Source organism: Priestia sp. AB (assembly GCF_028369225.1).
GTDB classification, from domain to species: domain Bacteria; phylum Bacillota; class Bacilli; order Bacillales; family Bacillaceae_H; genus Priestia; species Priestia megaterium.
In genome coordinates, this window is the sequence record NZ_JAQMYN010000004.1 from 483,586 (window position 1) to 499,684 (window position 16,099).

Consider the following 16,099-nt stretch of genomic DNA (forward strand, 5'->3'; position numbering starts at 1 on the left):
AAGCAATATCTCTTATTCAATAAAAAAGACAGCTTGCTTTATCAGCAAACTGCCTTTTTTGTAATGACCCGTCCGGGATGCGAACCCGTGTTATCTTTTTAAAAAGATAATCTCTTGACCACTTGACCAACGGACCAGATAAAATTATGAAATGGCAGAGAAGAAGGGATTCGAACCCTCGCACCGCGTTAACGATCTACTCCCTTAGCAGGGGAGCCCCTTGAGCCACTTGGGTACTTCTCTGTATGAATCTCCCACTGAGATACTGTGGAATAATAGTAGGCCTAAGGGGACTTAAACCACCGACCTCACGCTTATCAGAATTGGGCTCTACCAAAATGAGCTACTTCCCGTTTATGGCGCGCCCGAGAGGAGTCGAACCCCTAACCTTTTGATCCGTAGTCAAACGCTCTATCCAATTGAGCTACGGGCGCTTACTAAAATGGTGCGGATGAAGGGACTTGAACCCCCACGTCATAAGACACTAGATCCTAAGTCTAGCGCGTCTGCCAATTCCGCCACATCCGCGTGTGAAAAATGGTTGCGGGGACAGGATTTGAACCTGCGACCTTCGGGTTATGAGCCCGACGAGCTACCGAACTGCTCCACCCCGCGATAATAATAAATATACAATGGAAGAGGAAGAGGGATTCGAACCCCCGCGGGCTTTGACACCCCTGTCGGTTTTCAAGACCGATCCCTTCAGCCAGACTTGGGTATTCCTCCATATTTCAGGTTCAATGGTGGACCTTGTAGGACTCGAACCTACGACCGGACGGTTATGAGCCGTCTGCTCTAACCAGCTGAGCTAAAGGTCCTTTCTAAGCTCTTTATTAGAATGTGGATACGGCAATCGGATTTGAACCGGTGATAAAGGTATTGCAGACCTTGACTATGCCACCAATAAGTATGGAAGTTATTTATAGTCAGTTACATTTATCCGTATGCTACCCCTTCATATGAAACATGGACTAGTAATTTAATAATTAATATCTGTTTCGCTACCAACAAAAATCATTTTACTTTATAATTTCGCAGAAGTCAACATCTATGTAAGTTGTGTTTTAATACTTAATTTTGCAATTATTAAGTAGGAACATACACCTAAATAAAAAAACTCTGTAACAAGAATCATAATTCTTGTTACAGAGCTTATTTTTATAAAAAGGTTTGCGTAATCGCACTTTCTAAATCTCTTGTAGAAGATTTTAGGTATCGTTTTGTAACATTCACATCAGAATGGCCTGCTAGTTCGGCAACTGTTGCAATATCTATCCCTTTCTTAACTAACTCATGACAGAAAGTGTGGCGTAATTTATGAGGATTTACATTATATTTTTTTAACATGTACTGAACCGTACGTGCAGACATTCTTCGATCAAAATTAGAGACAAATAAAGCTTCATGATTAGAATCAAGTGAATCAATATATTTCTTCAAACTATTCCTTGCTTCTGTAGAAAGAGGAACAAATCGCTTTTTACATCCTTTAGCATTACGGATAATTAAAAAACCGTCAGATTTGTTAATCTCTACGTCTTTACGATTCAAAGCACAAATCTCTGATACCCGAATCCCTGTATGTAATAAAGTATATACAATAGCAATATCACGAAGGTTTCCCTGTTGCTTTACTTCAGATAAAAGGCGGTCACGCTCACTTGCTTCTAATGACTGTGGTACAACCTCGTTATTTTTCTCTTTTTGTTTACGTTCAATATTTTGAACAATTTCTGGTTTTTCAAGAAAGCGTACAAAAACGCTAATTGTTACAAAAGCTTTTTCTATAGTCGACGCACTTTTATTATTAGATTCAAGGTTAATCATATAAGTTTGAACATTATTTCTTGTTACTTGATCTAAATGTTCACCTTCACTTAGAAGCCATTCATGAAATTGGTTTAGCACTGCTCGATAGGTTTTAATCGTATTATCAGATTTGCCTGATTCCATTAACCATTGGCTAAAGTCATCAATCAACGGAATAACTTCTAGGCTATTTTTTTTCACTCTAAATCCTCCTACATATACTAATAAATTACGTAAAACATAACATTTAATTTCGTAGAAATCAATTTAAACGAAATTAATATACAAAAAAACAGCCCATCATTGATATGATGGGCTGTTTTTTGCCTGACAACGTCCTACTCTCACGAGGACAAAGTCCCCACTACCATTGGCGCTAGAGAACTTAACTTCCGCATTCGATATGGGAACGGGTGTGACCTCTCTGCTATCGCCACCAGACCTATTAAAGATAGTTTTCTTAACACTAAATAAAAATTGCTAAGTAAAAACACCGTGCACCCGTCATTGACATGATCAAATAAGCGTTACTTGTACAGTTAGCTCGACTGGGTTGTGCTGCAACACACAGAAGAAACTACTTATGGCTGCTTCCTTCCGGACCTGACCATGTTCATAGGTTTCTGTTGTGCAGGACCTAGTTGTCAACACCACTTGTCCAAGTCAGACCTTACCTGACTCATACCTCTGTTAGGAATTAAACCCTGCTAAGGCGGATTGCAGGTTACAGGGCACCGCCATCTCCCCGTCTAGCACGGTATGTATAGTTAAGGGATTCCCACCTATGTCGTCCTCCCAATCTGTTTTGTGAACCCGCGATCTCGCAGGTGGGTTTCCGCATATTAACGTTCCAGCGATCCTGTGTCAAAGACAGGCATGGCATCCGTCAACAAATGTAGGAATCCCAAATAAACAGTACGGTTCAAAACAAATAGGGCATAACGTGCATCGTAGGATAAGTATTTAATGTGTTTATTGATGATATAGATTATCCTACAATAAAATTTCGTAGAAGTCAACATAAACGAAAAAGTAACTCCTAACCTGCAATGTTTTCTTATTTGCTTGATTTACTGTTGTTGGGAAGGGATTTCTTTGAAAGATGGAAGTTATAAGGAGTCGTGTTTCATTATATTGAGTCCTCCATTTAAAAGTAAAGTTCATTACGGTTAGATTTTTATACATCCTTGATCTAACAACACTTTTCTAATGTAGTTACTTTTTCTTCTTATCCTCTCTCCATAAAAATGAGAGAAAAATAAAAAAAGCCTACATAAAACGGCTTTTTTATTCTAAGAGTAAATTATTGTTCTGCTAGTTCAGATATAGAAACACTTTGCTTATTATTTGGTTCATCCAGGTTATGAATTGTAGCTACCCCATTTCGTTGGTCTACATGCTCAATGTAAATGCTTTTCCCGTTATATATTACATTGGCCATGTCCACTGAATCAGCAATTTCTTGTGCTCTTTGTGCATCCATCTTTATCTAGCCTCCTTTTTATTTATGACAGTGACAGTATTTGTTTTTAATTAATTTTTATGCATTTAATTCCTCAGTATAAAATCAATTTTAATTTTTTAAATGGGACATAAAGCAGTAAAAAAACTATCTCCTTTATTATTTGAGATAGCTTTTTATTTTATTATTCAATTTAATCTTCTTCTGGAATCTTAATTAAAATGGCTATAGCTATTGTTGCCAAAAATATAACCCCTAAAGTTAGCAATAGACTCGTACTCATGTGCCTCATCTACCCTTCTCTCTTCATCCCTATGATTCCATTTTAGCAGAGGAAATTAGGTAATAAAACTGGAAATGATAGCGCTTCACTAAAAAATTTATACATGTTAAGATAATGTAGTTGTTTTAACTCAACCAATGTATTCAACTTTTTGCTTGAATAGAGCAAGCTACCTCTTTCCTATTTTGGGGTAGCCCTTTTTTTATCGTGATAAAATAAAATTTTGTTTTGGACCTATTCCTTCCTACCCTCGGTTTACATTCGTTATTTACGAATCTGTTCAATCTCTTCTTCTGTAAGCTCCGTTAATTCAGATATTGTTTGATTATCCATACCTTTTTGCACCATTCTTAATGCTACTCTCTTAATAGCTCTTTTTTCCCCTTGCTTTTCAGCTTTTTTTAATGTCAATTTTTCATCTACTTGGAATTCCTGGTTTACTTCATAAGTCATTAACATTTGTGGATCCTCAGTTACACGTGCCCATTCATTCATCGCGTTTTTCAACGTTTGATCTTTCTCCATTACAACTTCCTCCAAAAATGAGTAAAATCTTCATCTCTTGACACATTAAACAACAGTAATTGTTTTACTAATTATGTGTCTCTTTTACGATACTATTCTCACCTATTCCAAAATCAAATTAATCCCATAAAGCTTGTCCGTTCACCCTAAAACTAAAAAAGAGTAATTACTGCATTAGGTGAGGTGTAGGTAGTAATGTAAGATGTGCTCGGTTGTTTATATGCCGAGGTTAGCTTGGTGATAAATAGGGTTTTGATTCAGAAGCAACTAACAAATTATTTATTTAATTTATATGTTTTTTCTTATAGTTGCACATATTAAAAACAATACTAAATGAAAGCGAGATGAGATAAGTAATGTCAAAACAAGGGACACAGAAAAAGAACCAGACAAGAGAGCAAGTAGAGAAGCAAGATAAAAGAAATGATGTCGAATTAGGTAATGAATTTCAAACTGGCAACACAAGTTACCAGAGCCAGAAAAAAAGTGGACGCCAAGTAAATAAAAAATAAATTTAACCTTTCAAAGATAATAAGAAACCTCAGTTCAAATTTATGACTTGAACTGAGGTTTCTTTTATAGAGTGAAGAAGAATTATACGAAAAACAGGCACCAAGCTAAAGAGAATTTGAATTCTATTATGGAAACAGAATTCAAATAAAAAAGTGTAACTTAACATAACCACTCTTTTCGAAACTTATAATAAAAACGACCTTTTTATGAATACGATATTATCTTATATCTCTTTTTATATTTACCCTCAAATTTTCTAACCTGATTCTCTGTATAAAAGTGTGCTACTTTATATTCGTCGTTATTATAGGCTTCTGCGATTCTAAGAGGTTGTTTAACATCTTTTGGATAGTAAGTCGGCATTATGGTCGATATACGATTATAAGTCAGAACACCTGTATTTTTGCTTTTTTTACGATTTAGTAGATAAAGTCCTTTAAATATTGCTTCAAATCGTCCCGAAGAGGTTTTTGCATATGCGAATAGCGCGATCTTCTGATTCAGCTGATACATTCTTTTTTGAAAGTAGGCTTCGTTCTCTTCTGGAATTGTATTATATTCAATAAATATTTCCTCATTTTCAAGAAGTTGATTGTTCCACGTTTCGTTAGGGAAAAATTTTAATCTTTTAATATCTGTATCTTCTTCAAACTTATGTGGTGCGCCGCTTTTTTGAATTCCGTGAGCATAGCCAGCTCCAAACACATTGCAACAGTCTGCAACTAACCGTAAAGAAACATTGTCATCAGCATCTATATATCCTTGTTCAATATAAGTATTTGGATCATATTCCTTCTCCAAATCCCATGGAATAAACCATTTCTCCTTTGTTAGCAGATTAATTTTTTCTACTACCTGGTCGATCTTTTCGTGAATCTTTTCAAGAGATTGAGTAGCATCTATTCTGATAAATTCACAATCTAACGCATTCACAATATCGTTTTTTCTAATTTCATCCAGTGTTTGATTTATATCATTCTTATGATGGGCTTCATCAATTTCAATAGCCAAATTAAACTGCGGAAAATACAAATCAATTAATCCGTATTCAGCCTTTTGGTTTTTATTTGATCGTACTACATACTGTTGAGTATTTATTTTTATATCGTAATTATCAAGCAAATGCCAGATCCTTGTAATGATATAATTTTCATCGTTTTTTTTATTCGTTTTCGCTAATTGTCTTTTAATATAGTCATATTTGTTCATTACTTTTCTAGGTCCTCTCTTTTTCCTCTGCTGTAGCACTATAAAAATGAATGCCTAAATAACCATATCCAAACGGTAAAGGCAGTGCAACTCTTTTGATGAACTGTCTACTGGACCTTGCCATTACGATTCCTCCCTCTTGTTGCTATAAGTTTCTGCTAGTTATTTTGAGGTACATACTCACATACTTTTTCTAACATTTACATATTGGTAAAATAGTTAATATATAATAAAATTAACCGCAACAAACATATCGAGACTTAATTTCAGGATAATAAGTCCCTATTAGTGTATATTAAGCAGTTTGATCTAACCTATTATTAAAATAAGGAAATTCAATATTGTAATATAACTATATATATGTAAACATTAAACATGTATTTTAAATACATAATAAAGGCATGTTTAATGTTTACAGGAGGAAATGTACTAAAATGAAAAAATTTTTTAAGATTGGCTGTTTAGGATTTATTATTCTAATTGCACTTATTGTAGTAATTGCTGTCGTAGCATCAGGTGGAGACGATAGTGGTTCTGGATCTAGTTCTAACTCTTCAAAATCAGAAGAACAAAAAGCTCATAAAGTAGGAGACACTTTTACAGTAGATAATAAAGCGGAAGTTTCTGTAACAAAAGTAGAGGAAAGAGAACAAGTTGGAAACCAATATGCAAACAAAAAAGCTTCTGAAGGCGGTACACTTGTTGCTATTCAATGGACTGTTAAAAACATCTCTGACAAACCATTAGGTGCTTTTTCAACCCCAACAATTAACCTCGTTGATGAAAAAGGTACAAAATATGACGCTGATATTGATGCAACATCAAATTATGCAGTTGAAACTAACATTGATGATTCTAAGATTGCAAGTGATTTAAATCCGGGTATCAAAGTTACGGATGTTGACGTATTTGAGGTTTCAAAAGATAGCTATGCAAAAGGTACATGGTATATTGAAATAAACGGAAGTAAAGTTCAAATTAAATAATATTTTTCCATAGAGTAAAAAGCTCACTAAACGTTCAACGTTTAGTGAGCTTTATTATATTTATACTATTATCTATACCCGTGAGAGAGTATATGGGGAAACGGTCTTTTTTTCTGCAGAGAATGTTGAATAGTAGCGGGATACTATATACTTGTTTCAAACAAATTCAATTTACGCACCAAAATTATAAATAGAGCCCTTTAATGTAAATAGATGCGATATTCTTAGCAATTTGTTCTACAGGATGCTTATATTCATTACGAACAATTTCCCAAAGGTACATTTCATTGGTGAAAAACCACCCTCTTGCTACTAACTCGTTATGTACATCTTTACGTGCTAATCCATTGCGCTGCGCATAGGCAATGTCTTCTGAAATTCGTTGAATAAACTTTCCCCGAATGTTCTTCCATTTCTCTGAAACGAGAGGAGAAATACCAATAGCCTGCTCAAATACTTGCAGCATTTTTTGTTCATCCTCAGCCATTTTTAAAAACTCGTTCGTTTGTTTATGAATCATTTCTTCTGCTTCATTTACAGATGCGGGTAAAAATGCAGCCTCGGCAATTTCATAAAATTTCTCCATAACATTCTCCATTAATACAACTAAAAATTCTTCTTTTCCTTCGAAATGAACGTATGCAGTACCATACCCAACCCTTGCCTTTTTTATTATTTGAGTGATAGTTGCTTTGTGAAAACCTTCTTGTATAAATACTTCTCTTGCAGCTTCTAATAATTTTTGTCGAGTCTTTATTGAACGTAAATGCCGTTTATCTTCAATGTTATTCTCATTCATTAAGGTTCCTTCCTCCCTATCCGTTTTACTCTCTAGGATATAGAAGTTTTCACAAAACGAAAAGAAATAAAGATAATTTATTACAAAAATTATTTTTTTAATTTTCAAAATTATATTATTGACACTGTGTCATATTCTTTGTTACGATTCTTCTAGGATACATATTAAGTAATGCAGAGGAGGAAAATTATGCAATTAAATACCTTTAAACCCACATTAGAGCATGCCAAACAGTTAGATCAAGAAGACTCCCTTTCAAGTTTTCGTGATGAATTTTATTTAAAGCCTGATTCCATATATATGGATGGAAACTCATTGGGGCTTCTTTCTAAAAGAGCTGAACGCAGACTTATAGAAGTGTTAAATGATTGGAAAGAACAAGGAATTGATGGATGGACTCAAGGGAAACACCCATGGTTCTCCTTGTCCGAAAAATTAGGTGAAATGAGTGCGCCGTTAGTTGGGGCTTCTAGCGAAGAAGTAATTGTAACTGGTTCGACAACAGTTAACCTTCATCAGCTTGTAGCTACTTTCTACAACCCAAAAGGAACGCGCACAAAGATTTTAGCTGATGAACTGACCTTCCCATCTGATATTTATGCGCTTCAAAGTCAGCTGCGAACCCATGGATACAATCCAGATACTCACCTTATACGTGTAAAAAGCCGCGATGGCCGTTTTTTAGAAGAAGATGACATTATTGAGGCTATGACCGATGAGATTGCTTTAATTATCTTACCGACTGTACTCTATCGCAGCGGCCAAATATTAGATATGGAACGATTGACGGCTGAAGCACACAAGCGTGGAATTTTGATTGGATTTGATGGCTGCCACTCTATTGGTGCGATCCCTCACTCCTTTAGTAAATGGGATGTTGATTTTGCATATTGGTGTAATTATAAGCACTTAAACGGTGGACCTGGCTGTGTAGGCGGTTTATATGTAAATAAAAACCATTTTGGAACAGCACCTGGTTTAGCAGGATGGTTTAGTTCAAAAAAAGAAAAGCAGTTTGATATGGAGCACATATTAACACCTGCTGATTCAGCCGGTGCTTATCAAATTGGAACACCCCATGTTTTAAGTCTTGCTCCTTTAATTGGATCGCTAGAAATTTTCACTGAGGCTGGTATAGATAATATTCGAGCTAAATCTCTTAAAATCAATCATTATTTAATGTATTTATTAGAAAAAGAGCTGAGTAACTTCAATTTTACCATTGGAAGCCCTAGAGAAGATAAAAAGCGCGGAGGGCACGTAAGTCTTGAACATAAGGAAGCAGCGCGCATTTGTAAAGCATTAAAAGAGAATGGTATCATTCCAGATTTTCGCGCTCCCAATATTATTCGTCTGGCTCCTGTTTCTCTTTATACTTCTTATACAGAAGTTTGGGAAGTAGTACAAACTTTGAAGAAAATTATGAACGATAAAGAATATGAAAAATTTAAAAATGAACGTGAAGTAGTGGCGTAAAACCTAAACTACTTGTTTTTTACCAAGAAAAGTAAGCGCTTTCTAAAACTTAAGGAAGCTATTTGACGTGGATATGCAGCCAAACCATTATTTTGAAACTATGAGGGAGATAAAATATGAAAACCCACAATACTCAATTGCCAAACAAAGATGACGCAGAAAAGGGATTAAAACGAAATCTAAAAACAAGTCAATTGACAATGATTTCGATGGGCTGTGCAATTGGAACTGGACTTTTCTTAGGCAGTGGACTTGCGATTCAAACAGCTGGACCTAGTGTATTGGTTAGTTATGCTTTAGGAGCTTTTGTTGTATTACTTTTAATGGGGTGTCTGGCAGAAATGACAGTGGCCCACCCTACTTCTGGATCGTTTGGAACAATTTCCGAAAAATATGTACATCCCCTGGCAGGCTTTTTGGTTCGCTATTCATACTGGATAGCCAACGTTCTCGCCGTTGGAGTAGAAGTAAGTGCAATAGCCGTGTATATGAAGTACTGGTTTCCAAGCGTTCCGGGTATTGTCTGGATTTTAGTGTTTGCTACTATATTAATCTATGTAAACGCAACCAGTGTTAATACGTTTGCTACTTTTGAGTATTGGTTTTCTATGATAAAAATTAGTGCGATTGTGGGCTTTATTCTTTTAGGGTCCTATGTTCTGTATGGAACAGATGCACGTCCTAATATGGGTACAGGTAATTTTGTAATTGATGGTGGATTCCTTCCTTTCGGGTGGTGGGGAATGTGGGTAGCTGTCTTTATTTCCCTCTTTAGTTTCTTAGGAACCGAAATGATTGCAGTTACAGCTGGAGAAGCAAAAGAGCCTGATATAGCCGTTCCGAGGGCTTTAAAAGCAACTGTGTTTCGTTTAACTACTTTTTACGTTTTGACTATAGGCATCATGTTAATGATTGTTCCATGGAAGTCAGCTCAAGTTGATAAAAGTCCATTTGTGAAAGTAATGGAAATTCTGAATATCCCTGCTGCCTCTGGAATTATGAATTTTATTATTTTAACGGCTGCTTTATCAGCTATGAATAGTCAGTTATATGCTTCCACACGTATGATGTTCTCCCTCTCTCAAAGTAAACATGCACCAGCTTTTTTAGGGAGACTAAGCAAAAAAGGTGTACCGCTATGGGCCCTTGCTGTATCAACCCTGGGCATTTTTCTTGCGGCAGCAGTTAATGGACTGCTCCCAAGCTCTTCGTATGCCTTTATGATGGGTATTTCAATGTTCGGAGCTATGTTCACATGGCTTATGATATTTGTTTCTCACCTCTACTTCCGAAAAAAATGGGAGAAATCTGGCGGAAGAAAATTACCGGTAAGAATGCTTGGCTTCCCCTATTTTACGATTTTAGGAGCCATCTTATTACTCGGTTTAATGATTACCACTTGGTTTACAGATTTTAAAATTATGCTTCAGTTTGGAATTCCTTGGTTAGCTTTCTTATCCATTGCTTATTTTATCTCTAAGAAAAGAAAAGTTAACCATCATTTTGCAGAAGATATGGCTAATAGCAGCTTAAAAGAAGAATTAAAGGAATTACGTTAACGTTCAAGTTATTTTACATAAAAACAAGGGGGATACAAAATGAAAACGACAAATAATAAGGCATCAAATGCAGTTGAACTAGAGAAAGAACTTCAAACGGACTTTCAGAAATCTATGTCGTATGGAGACTACCTGCACCTTGATAAAATATTATCTAGTCAGCATAGACTTTCTAATCACCATGATGAAATGCTGTTTATTGTCATCCATCAAGCTAGTGAACTATGGATGAAATTAATTTTACATGAGGTAACAGCTGCTATTCAGTGCATCCGTGGTAATAACCTGGAACCTTCATTTAAAATGTTATCACGCGTTTCAAGAATTCAGCAGCAGCTAATTCAATCTTGGAGTGTTCTCTCTACGCTAACACCGGCAGAGTACATGGAATTTAGAGATAAATTAGGTCAATCTTCTGGCTTTCAATCTTATCAAAATCGCCTGATAGAATTTGCTTTAGGAAATAAAAATGTCCATACACTCTCTGTTTACCAGCATGACGCGGATTTGTATCAAAAAATGCAAACGGCTCTTCATGAGCCTAGTATCTATGATGCTGCTATTCATGCTCTTATGAAACGCGGATTGCAGGTAGATCAAGAGGTCTTACAAAGAGATTGTTCACAGCCTTACGAACCGAATGCCAGCGTAGAGGATGCGTGGCTTACTGTATACCGTAACGTTGATCAGTATTGGGACTTATACGAATTAGCAGAAAAATTAGTTGATATCGGAAATCAACAGCAAATGTGGCGATTTAGTCATATGAGTACAGTAGAAAGAATTATTGGAAACAAACAAGGTACAGGCGGATCTTCTGGAGTGAATTACTTAAAGAGAGCTCTGGATCAGCACTTCTTCCCAGAACTATGGAGCCTGCGAACGAAGCTATAAATATTCTATAAAAAGATAGAGAGGTAGTAAGAATGAGCAAATGGATTGATATTTCACAGCCTCTAGACGACAAAATAGCAAGATGGCCTGGTGATACTCCCTTTTCTTATGAAGTGAATTGGAGTAAAGAAGAGACCGGTTCTGTAAATGTTGGAAAAATAACAATGAGTATCCATACCGGTACTCATATCGATGCACCTTTTCATTTCGATAGTGATGGAAAAAAGGTTATTGATTTAGACTTAGATTTATATATTGGACGTACAAAAGTTGTCCATATCCCAGCTAATAAAAGCATTGGAATAAATGAATTGTCAGATGTTAATTTAAAAGGTGTTACACGCTTATTGATTCGAACAGACGCGTGGCAAGACCGAAGTGTTTTCCCGGAAACCATTCCTTACATTGAACCAAGCTTAGCTTCTTACTTAGCTAAGCTTGGCATTCGCCTGCTAGGCATTGATCTGCCTTCAGTAGATCCACTCGATAGTAAAGAACTAGCGGCTCACCATGAACTTGCATACCATAAAATTCACATTTTAGAAGGTGTTTTACTAGATAAAATCCCTTCAGGAGACTATGAACTAATCGCACCTCCTCTTCCTTTAGTTGAAGCTGATGGAAGTCCTGTGCGCGCGCTGCTGAAAAAAAGCGACTATTAAAAGAGCGATTCTTTTCCCTTATACAGTTTCTGATGTATATAAAAAAGAGCGGTATATAAATATACCGCTCTTTTATTATAGCTAATCAACTTATTTCTTCTTATTCATATCTATTTCTTTCCTTGATACTCCTGCAATTCCCCAGTGCGAAGATGGAACCTCGGTGACAATGATCCTTACTCTCTCCTTTTCAATGTCAAGGCTGTTAGAAATTGCTTCGGTTACTTCTACTAACATGTTTTTAATGTCTTTTTCTTCTCTTCCTTCCAAAAGGTGAACTTGTACAATCGGCATACTATCGACTTCCCTCAAAGTTTTCTATACAACAAAAGGTCTTTATATTCAGATGAAATAATTATTAAAAAATTCTAGTTAGCTGCAGCTGAATGATACGCTGCCTAAATCAGCGAACTGTGCATGGATACTATCACCTGATTTAAAAGAAATTGCTTCAGATACCGCTCCAGTTAATACAATATCCCCTTTTTTTAACCCTTCTTTATGTTCACCTAGTTTATTAACCGCCCAGGCGACAGCTTTGGCAGGGTGTCCTAGCACGGCAGCACCCGCGCCTACCGTAGCAACCTCTCCGTTTTTAGACATTACCATTCCGATATTAGCTAGATTCACTTGGTCAGGCTTTATCCAATTGCTCCCTACAATAAAACGTGAAGACGAACAGTTATCAGCTACTACATCAGGAAGAGTAAATTTAAAATCCAAGTAACGGCTGTCGATAATTTCAAGAGCTGGTGCAACATATTTTACTGCTTTTAAAACATCTTCTTCAGTTAAGTTGGTTCCACAGAGGTCTTCCCCCATTAAAAAAGCAATTTCAGGCTCAGCTTTTGGATGGATCAGCTGATTAAACACTATAGGTTCCCATTCAAGTCCCAGCATGTCGCTTGTTAAGTATCCATAAATCGCTTCATGTACCCCCATCATTTCCTGCTTAGCTTTACTTGTTAAACCAAGCTTTACACCTACTCGTTTTACACCGTCTTGCACTTTTCGTTGGATCAATTGTTTTTGCAAGCTGTAAGCGTCATCAATTGTCAAATCAGGGTAGCGTTCCGTCACTCTTGTTACTTCATACCCTTCTTTTTCTGCAGATAAAAGATAGTCAACGATTTCTAAATTTGCGCTTCTCGTTAAAGGCATTATCACATTTCCACCTTTCTTTGAGCTAACTCAGCAGCCACGTCTAGAATCATATCTTCTTGACCGCCGACTGCTTTTCTTTTACCAAGTTCAAGTAAAATATCACGTAAATCCAAATTAAAACGCTTTGCAGCACGCTCTGCATGAAGTAAGAAACTGGAATACACGCCTGCATAACCCATTGCGAGGCTGCCTTTTCGAATCTCTTGAGAGCCTGGCAGGATAGGTCCTACTTCTTCTTCAGCCAGATCCATTATTTTATATAAATTAATACCTACATCTATTCCTAAACGGTTTAACACGGCTATCAATGCTTCAGTTTGAGTGTTACCTGCTCCGGCTCCTAAACAACGAACACTTCCGTCTATTCTCGTGGCGCCTTCTTCAATAGCAGCAAGCGTATTTGCAACAGCTAACGAAAGGTTGTTATGAGCGTGAAAACCTACTTCAACTTGAAGAGAGTTACGCAGTGCTCTAACACGTTCACGAACTTCATGAGGCAAAAGAGCTCCTGCTGAATCAGTTATGTAAACTCCTTGTGCCCCATAGCTTTCCATTAGCTTTGCTTGCTCCACAAGCTTTCCTACGGGTGCTGAATGGGCCATCATCAGAAAACCGAAAGTTTCCATCCCTAGTTTCCGAGCATATTCAATATGCTGTGCAGAAACATCTGCTTCCGTCACATGTGTAGCTACTCGGACTAAGCCTGCCCCAAGGCTATTTGCTTGCTTCAGCTCATGTACCGTTCCAATTCCCGGAATTAAAAGAACAGCAACGGTGGCTTGTTTCGCTTCTTCTACCGCAGCCTCAATTAATTTCATTTCGTCAACGAGAGACTTTCCGTATTGCAGTGTTGAGCCTCCTAACCCGTCCCCGTGACTAACCTCGATATAGTGCATCCCTGCATCGTCCAGCGCTTTCGTGACACTTTTTACTTGGGCTTCTGTGAATTGATGTTTGACTACGTGACTTCCATCTCTGAGGCTGACCTCTGTAATCTTAATAGGCTTATCACTGTTACGTTTCATTCGTTATAGCCCTCTCTTTCTTTATTCGTCCATATAAGCTCTCTTGCAGTTTATAGCGCGCATAATCTTCCGCAACCTTCGCTGCAGCAGCCGTCATAATATCTAAGTTACCGGCATAAGAAGGAAAATAATCTCCGGCTCCAGTTACTTCTAAAAAGACTGTTACTTGATCACTATCAAATAATGGTTCTTGCTTTAAATTATAGCCTGGTACATATTCTTGTACTTTTTTGACCATATCCTTGATAGCCTTTTGAATAGCTTCTTTATTCATATTTTTCACTTTACAATAAATTGTATCGCGCATTAAGATAGGTGGATCAGCCGGATTTAAGAGAATAATAGCTTTTCCGCAGTCTGCACCGCCTACTTTTTCAATAGCTTTTCTGGTGGTAACAGTAAACTCATCAATATTTGCTCGTGTTCCTGGTCCAGCGCTTAGGCTAGAAATAGTAGCCACAATTTCTCCATAAGTTACATCTGCAACTTGGTTGATTGCATAAATGATAGGAATCGTCGCTTGGCCGCCGCACGTAATCATGTTTACGTTTTCTGATTCAAGATTTTCTCCAAGGTTAACAGGAGGACACACAAAAGGTCCTTTAGCAGCAGGAGTTAAGTCGATAACCATTTTCCCTAAGTCTTTTAAAATCTTTGCATGTCTAACGTGAGCCTTAGCGGATGTAGCATCAAACACAATTTCTGCCAGGTCTGGATTTTCAGCAAGGGCTTTTATTCCATTGCTGTATGTTTGATATCCTGCTTCTCTCGCTCTTTTTAGACCATCTGAATCCGGATCAATTCCAAGTACAGCTGTTAACTCGATAAATTCGCTGCGCTGAAGCTTATACATCAAATCGGTCCCAATATTTCCTGAGCCAATAATTGCGGCTTTTACTTTTTCCACTACTCTTCACCTTCTTTCCGATATTATTCAAAACGTACGGATATCGAACCAAGAGAACCGAATTCTGCTTTCACTACATCCCCGCTCGCAACTGGCACTGCTGAAGATAGAGCCCCTGGTAAGATTAATTCGCCGGCTTTTAAACAAATATCGAAATCAGATAGCTTATTTGCCAGCCATGCAACCGCATGTGCCGGATGTCCAAGGGCAGCTGCTCCAGCTCCTGTTGCGACGAGCTCTTTATTTCTATAGAGAAGCATACTAGTCGTACGTAAATCGGCTTGTTCAATTGTGGAATATTTATTCCCTACCACTACTTTGGCAGAAGAGCCATTGTCTGCAACCGTATCGACTAATTTGATTTTCCAATCGGCAATACGGCTATCAATGACTTCGATGGTCGGCACGACGTATTTCGTTGCCATTAAGACATCTAAATAGGTAACGTTTGGCCCTTTTAAATCTTCTTCTAGAATAAATCCAATTTCCGCTTCAATTTTTGGAGCCACCATTGAATGAATGTTGATTATTTCATTATCCGTTACTTTCATATCATCAAATAAGTGTCCATAATCAGGCTCACTAACTCCTAACATATCTTGCATTGCTTTACTGGTTAGACCAACTTTTTTACCAATAATTTTTTTTCCTTCTTCCAGCTTTCTTTTTACAATCTCTAATTGAATATGGTAAGAATCAGCTACTGATAAAGCAGCATGTCGTTCTGTAATAGGAGAAATTGGCTGATTCGTCTTTTCTGCTTCTAAAAGTTCTTCTGCAAGCTCACTAATAAGTGTACGCATCTATTAATCACCTCTTTTATAGA

At 37.1% G+C, this 16,099-nt stretch carries 16 protein-coding genes, 6 tRNA genes, 1 rRNA gene and 2 other RNA genes; 6 read left to right on the top strand and 19 right to left on the bottom strand.

All coding sequences use genetic code 11. From position 1 onward, the window contains the following. Nucleotides 1-152: 152 nt before the first annotated feature. From POF52_RS15790 to POF52_RS15845, 12 genes are all read right to left on the bottom strand, one after another. A tRNA-Ser gene (locus POF52_RS15790) sits at nucleotides 153-243 on the bottom strand. A gap of 114 nt (nucleotides 244-357) precedes the next feature. Beyond that, a tRNA-Arg gene (locus POF52_RS15795) sits at nucleotides 358-434 on the bottom strand. Nucleotides 435-443: 9 nt separating this feature from the next. Next, nucleotides 444-528 (bottom strand) — tRNA-Leu (locus POF52_RS15800). Nucleotides 529-538: 10 nt separating this feature from the next. Then, nucleotides 539-615 (bottom strand) — tRNA-Met (locus tag POF52_RS15805). An 18-nt stretch (nucleotides 616-633) separates the two neighbouring features. Continuing rightward, nucleotides 634-726: transfer RNA gene (locus tag POF52_RS15810), tRNA-Ser, on the bottom strand. 15 nt (nucleotides 727-741) lie between these two features. After that, nucleotides 742-818 (bottom strand) — tRNA-Ile (locus tag POF52_RS15815). Nucleotides 819-1,158: 340 nt separating this feature from the next. Continuing rightward, the gene (locus POF52_RS15820) at nucleotides 1,159-2,010 is read right to left on the bottom strand and encodes a tyrosine-type recombinase/integrase (protein WP_271993381.1); all 852 of its coding nucleotides are present in this window, start codon (nucleotides 2,008-2,010) and stop codon (nucleotides 1,159-1,161) included. A gap of 124 nt (nucleotides 2,011-2,134) precedes the next feature. Beyond that, nucleotides 2,135-2,250, bottom strand: a 5S ribosomal RNA gene (gene rrf / locus POF52_RS15825). 52 nt (nucleotides 2,251-2,302) lie between these two features. Continuing rightward, nucleotides 2,303-2,567: signal recognition particle sRNA large type (gene ffs, locus POF52_RS15830), an RNA gene on the bottom strand. Nucleotides 2,568-2,580: 13 nt separating this feature from the next. After that, nucleotides 2,581-2,769, bottom strand: a non-coding RNA gene (gene ssrS, locus POF52_RS15835) — 6S RNA. A gap of 343 nt (nucleotides 2,770-3,112) precedes the next feature. Next, nucleotides 3,113-3,292: a small acid-soluble spore protein H gene (locus POF52_RS15840; RefSeq protein WP_271993382.1), complete on the bottom strand. Its 180-nt coding sequence runs from the start codon at nucleotides 3,290-3,292 to the stop codon at nucleotides 3,113-3,115. 526 nt (nucleotides 3,293-3,818) lie between these two features. Next, nucleotides 3,819-4,079, bottom strand: coding sequence for a hypothetical protein (locus POF52_RS15845; RefSeq protein ID WP_271993383.1), 261 nt, complete (start codon nucleotides 4,077-4,079; stop codon nucleotides 3,819-3,821). 356 nt (nucleotides 4,080-4,435) lie between these two features. Between POF52_RS15845 and POF52_RS15850 the strand changes: the two genes are divergently transcribed. Beyond that, nucleotides 4,436-4,591 carry a hypothetical protein gene (locus tag POF52_RS15850; RefSeq protein ID WP_271993384.1) on the top strand — a complete coding sequence of 52 codons (156 nt, stop codon included), beginning with the start codon at nucleotides 4,436-4,438 and terminating at the stop codon, nucleotides 4,589-4,591. A 205-nt stretch (nucleotides 4,592-4,796) separates the two neighbouring features. Here the strand turns inward: POF52_RS15850 and POF52_RS15855 are convergent, their stop codons facing one another. After that, nucleotides 4,797-5,801, bottom strand: coding sequence for an AbaSI family restriction endonuclease (locus tag POF52_RS15855; protein WP_271993385.1), 1,005 nt, complete (start codon nucleotides 5,799-5,801; stop codon nucleotides 4,797-4,799). Nucleotides 5,802-6,235: 434 nt separating this feature from the next. Here POF52_RS15855 and POF52_RS15860 point away from each other — a divergent pair, with 434 nt between their 5' ends. Next, complete coding sequence (locus POF52_RS15860) at nucleotides 6,236-6,787, top strand: DUF4352 domain-containing protein (protein WP_013084258.1); 552 nt, start codon at nucleotides 6,236-6,238, stop codon at nucleotides 6,785-6,787. Nucleotides 6,788-6,971: 184 nt separating this feature from the next. Here POF52_RS15860 and POF52_RS15865 read toward each other — a convergent pair whose 3' ends face one another. Continuing rightward, on the bottom strand, nucleotides 6,972-7,586 hold the full coding sequence (locus POF52_RS15865; RefSeq protein ID WP_176584448.1) for a TetR/AcrR family transcriptional regulator: 615 nt from the start codon (nucleotides 7,584-7,586) through the stop codon (nucleotides 6,972-6,974). A gap of 189 nt (nucleotides 7,587-7,775) precedes the next feature. Between POF52_RS15865 and kynU the strand changes: the two genes are divergently transcribed. The 4 genes from kynU (at nucleotide 7,776) to kynB (ending at nucleotide 12,177) form a co-directional block, all read left to right on the top strand. After that, nucleotides 7,776-9,062: a kynureninase gene (kynU, locus tag POF52_RS15870; protein WP_271993386.1), complete on the top strand. Its 1,287-nt coding sequence runs from the start codon at nucleotides 7,776-7,778 to the stop codon at nucleotides 9,060-9,062. Between the two features lie 116 nt (nucleotides 9,063-9,178). After that, a complete protein-coding gene (locus POF52_RS15875; RefSeq protein WP_271993387.1) occupies nucleotides 9,179-10,621 on the top strand; it encodes an amino acid permease in 1,443 nt (480 codons plus the stop codon). A gap of 39 nt (nucleotides 10,622-10,660) precedes the next feature. Next, nucleotides 10,661-11,515: a tryptophan 2,3-dioxygenase gene (kynA, locus tag POF52_RS15880; RefSeq protein ID WP_271993388.1), complete on the top strand. Its 855-nt coding sequence runs from the start codon at nucleotides 10,661-10,663 to the stop codon at nucleotides 11,513-11,515. Between the two features lie 32 nt (nucleotides 11,516-11,547). Beyond that, on the top strand, nucleotides 11,548-12,177 hold the full coding sequence (kynB, locus tag POF52_RS15885; protein ID WP_271993389.1) for an arylformamidase: 630 nt from the start codon (nucleotides 11,548-11,550) through the stop codon (nucleotides 12,175-12,177). 90 nt (nucleotides 12,178-12,267) lie between these two features. On the opposite strand, the gene POF52_RS15890 is transcribed toward kynB, so the two are convergent. From POF52_RS15890 to POF52_RS15910, 5 genes are all read right to left on the bottom strand, one after another. Continuing rightward, nucleotides 12,268-12,471 carry a 4-oxalocrotonate tautomerase gene (locus POF52_RS15890; RefSeq protein ID WP_271993390.1) on the bottom strand — a complete coding sequence of 68 codons (204 nt, stop codon included), beginning with the start codon at nucleotides 12,469-12,471 and terminating at the stop codon, nucleotides 12,268-12,270. Between the two features lie 78 nt (nucleotides 12,472-12,549). Continuing rightward, the gene (locus POF52_RS15895; protein WP_271993391.1) at nucleotides 12,550-13,338 is read right to left on the bottom strand and encodes a 2-keto-4-pentenoate hydratase; all 789 of its coding nucleotides are present in this window, start codon (nucleotides 13,336-13,338) and stop codon (nucleotides 12,550-12,552) included. A 2-nt stretch (nucleotides 13,339-13,340) separates the two neighbouring features. Further along, nucleotides 13,341-14,366 (bottom strand): 4-hydroxy-2-oxovalerate aldolase, encoded by a 1,026-nt coding sequence (gene dmpG, locus POF52_RS15900; RefSeq protein ID WP_271993392.1) that lies wholly within the window; start codon nucleotides 14,364-14,366, stop codon nucleotides 13,341-13,343. Next, nucleotides 14,356-15,273 carry an acetaldehyde dehydrogenase (acetylating) gene (locus POF52_RS15905; protein ID WP_271993393.1) on the bottom strand — a complete coding sequence of 306 codons (918 nt, stop codon included), beginning with the start codon at nucleotides 15,271-15,273 and terminating at the stop codon, nucleotides 14,356-14,358. Before POF52_RS15905 ends, dmpG begins: the two co-directional genes overlap by 11 nt. Before the next feature lie 23 nt (nucleotides 15,274-15,296). Then, the gene (locus POF52_RS15910) at nucleotides 15,297-16,076 is read right to left on the bottom strand and encodes a 2-keto-4-pentenoate hydratase (protein WP_271993394.1); all 780 of its coding nucleotides are present in this window, start codon (nucleotides 16,074-16,076) and stop codon (nucleotides 15,297-15,299) included. Nucleotides 16,077-16,099: the final 23 nt, after the last annotated feature.

What these genes read in the sequence shown, in the direction of transcription:
- POF52_RS15850 (WP_271993384.1), top strand. Translation starts at nt 4,436, where the DNA reads ATGTCAAAACAAGGGACACAGAAAAAGAACCAGACAAGAGAGCAAGTA.
- kynA (WP_271993388.1), top strand. Translation starts at nt 10,661, where the DNA reads ATGAAAACGACAAATAATAAGGCATCAAATGCAGTTGAACTAGAGAAA.
- kynU (WP_271993386.1), top strand. Translation starts at nt 7,776, where the DNA reads ATGCAATTAAATACCTTTAAACCCACATTAGAGCATGCCAAACAGTTA.
- POF52_RS15865 (WP_176584448.1), bottom strand. Translation starts at nt 7,586, where the DNA reads ATGAATGAGAATAACATTGAAGATAAACGGCATTTACGTTCAATAAAG.
- POF52_RS15840 (WP_271993382.1), bottom strand. Translation starts at nt 3,292, where the DNA reads ATGGATGCACAAAGAGCACAAGAAATTGCTGATTCAGTGGACATGGCC.
- POF52_RS15895 (WP_271993391.1), bottom strand. Translation starts at nt 13,338, where the DNA reads ATGCCTTTAACGAGAAGCGCAAATTTAGAAATCGTTGACTATCTTTTA.
- POF52_RS15875 (WP_271993387.1), top strand. Translation starts at nt 9,179, where the DNA reads ATGAAAACCCACAATACTCAATTGCCAAACAAAGATGACGCAGAAAAG.
- POF52_RS15890 (WP_271993390.1), bottom strand. Translation starts at nt 12,471, where the DNA reads ATGCCGATTGTACAAGTTCACCTTTTGGAAGGAAGAGAAGAAAAAGAC.
- POF52_RS15845 (WP_271993383.1), bottom strand. Translation starts at nt 4,079, where the DNA reads ATGGAGAAAGATCAAACGTTGAAAAACGCGATGAATGAATGGGCACGT.
- POF52_RS15910 (WP_271993394.1), bottom strand. Translation starts at nt 16,076, where the DNA reads ATGCGTACACTTATTAGTGAGCTTGCAGAAGAACTTTTAGAAGCAGAA.
- POF52_RS15860 (WP_013084258.1), top strand. Translation starts at nt 6,236, where the DNA reads ATGAAAAAATTTTTTAAGATTGGCTGTTTAGGATTTATTATTCTAATT.
- kynB (WP_271993389.1), top strand. Translation starts at nt 11,548, where the DNA reads ATGAGCAAATGGATTGATATTTCACAGCCTCTAGACGACAAAATAGCA.
- POF52_RS15855 (WP_271993385.1), bottom strand. Translation starts at nt 5,801, where the DNA reads ATGAACAAATATGACTATATTAAAAGACAATTAGCGAAAACGAATAAA.
- dmpG (WP_271993392.1), bottom strand. Translation starts at nt 14,366, where the DNA reads ATGAAACGTAACAGTGATAAGCCTATTAAGATTACAGAGGTCAGCCTC.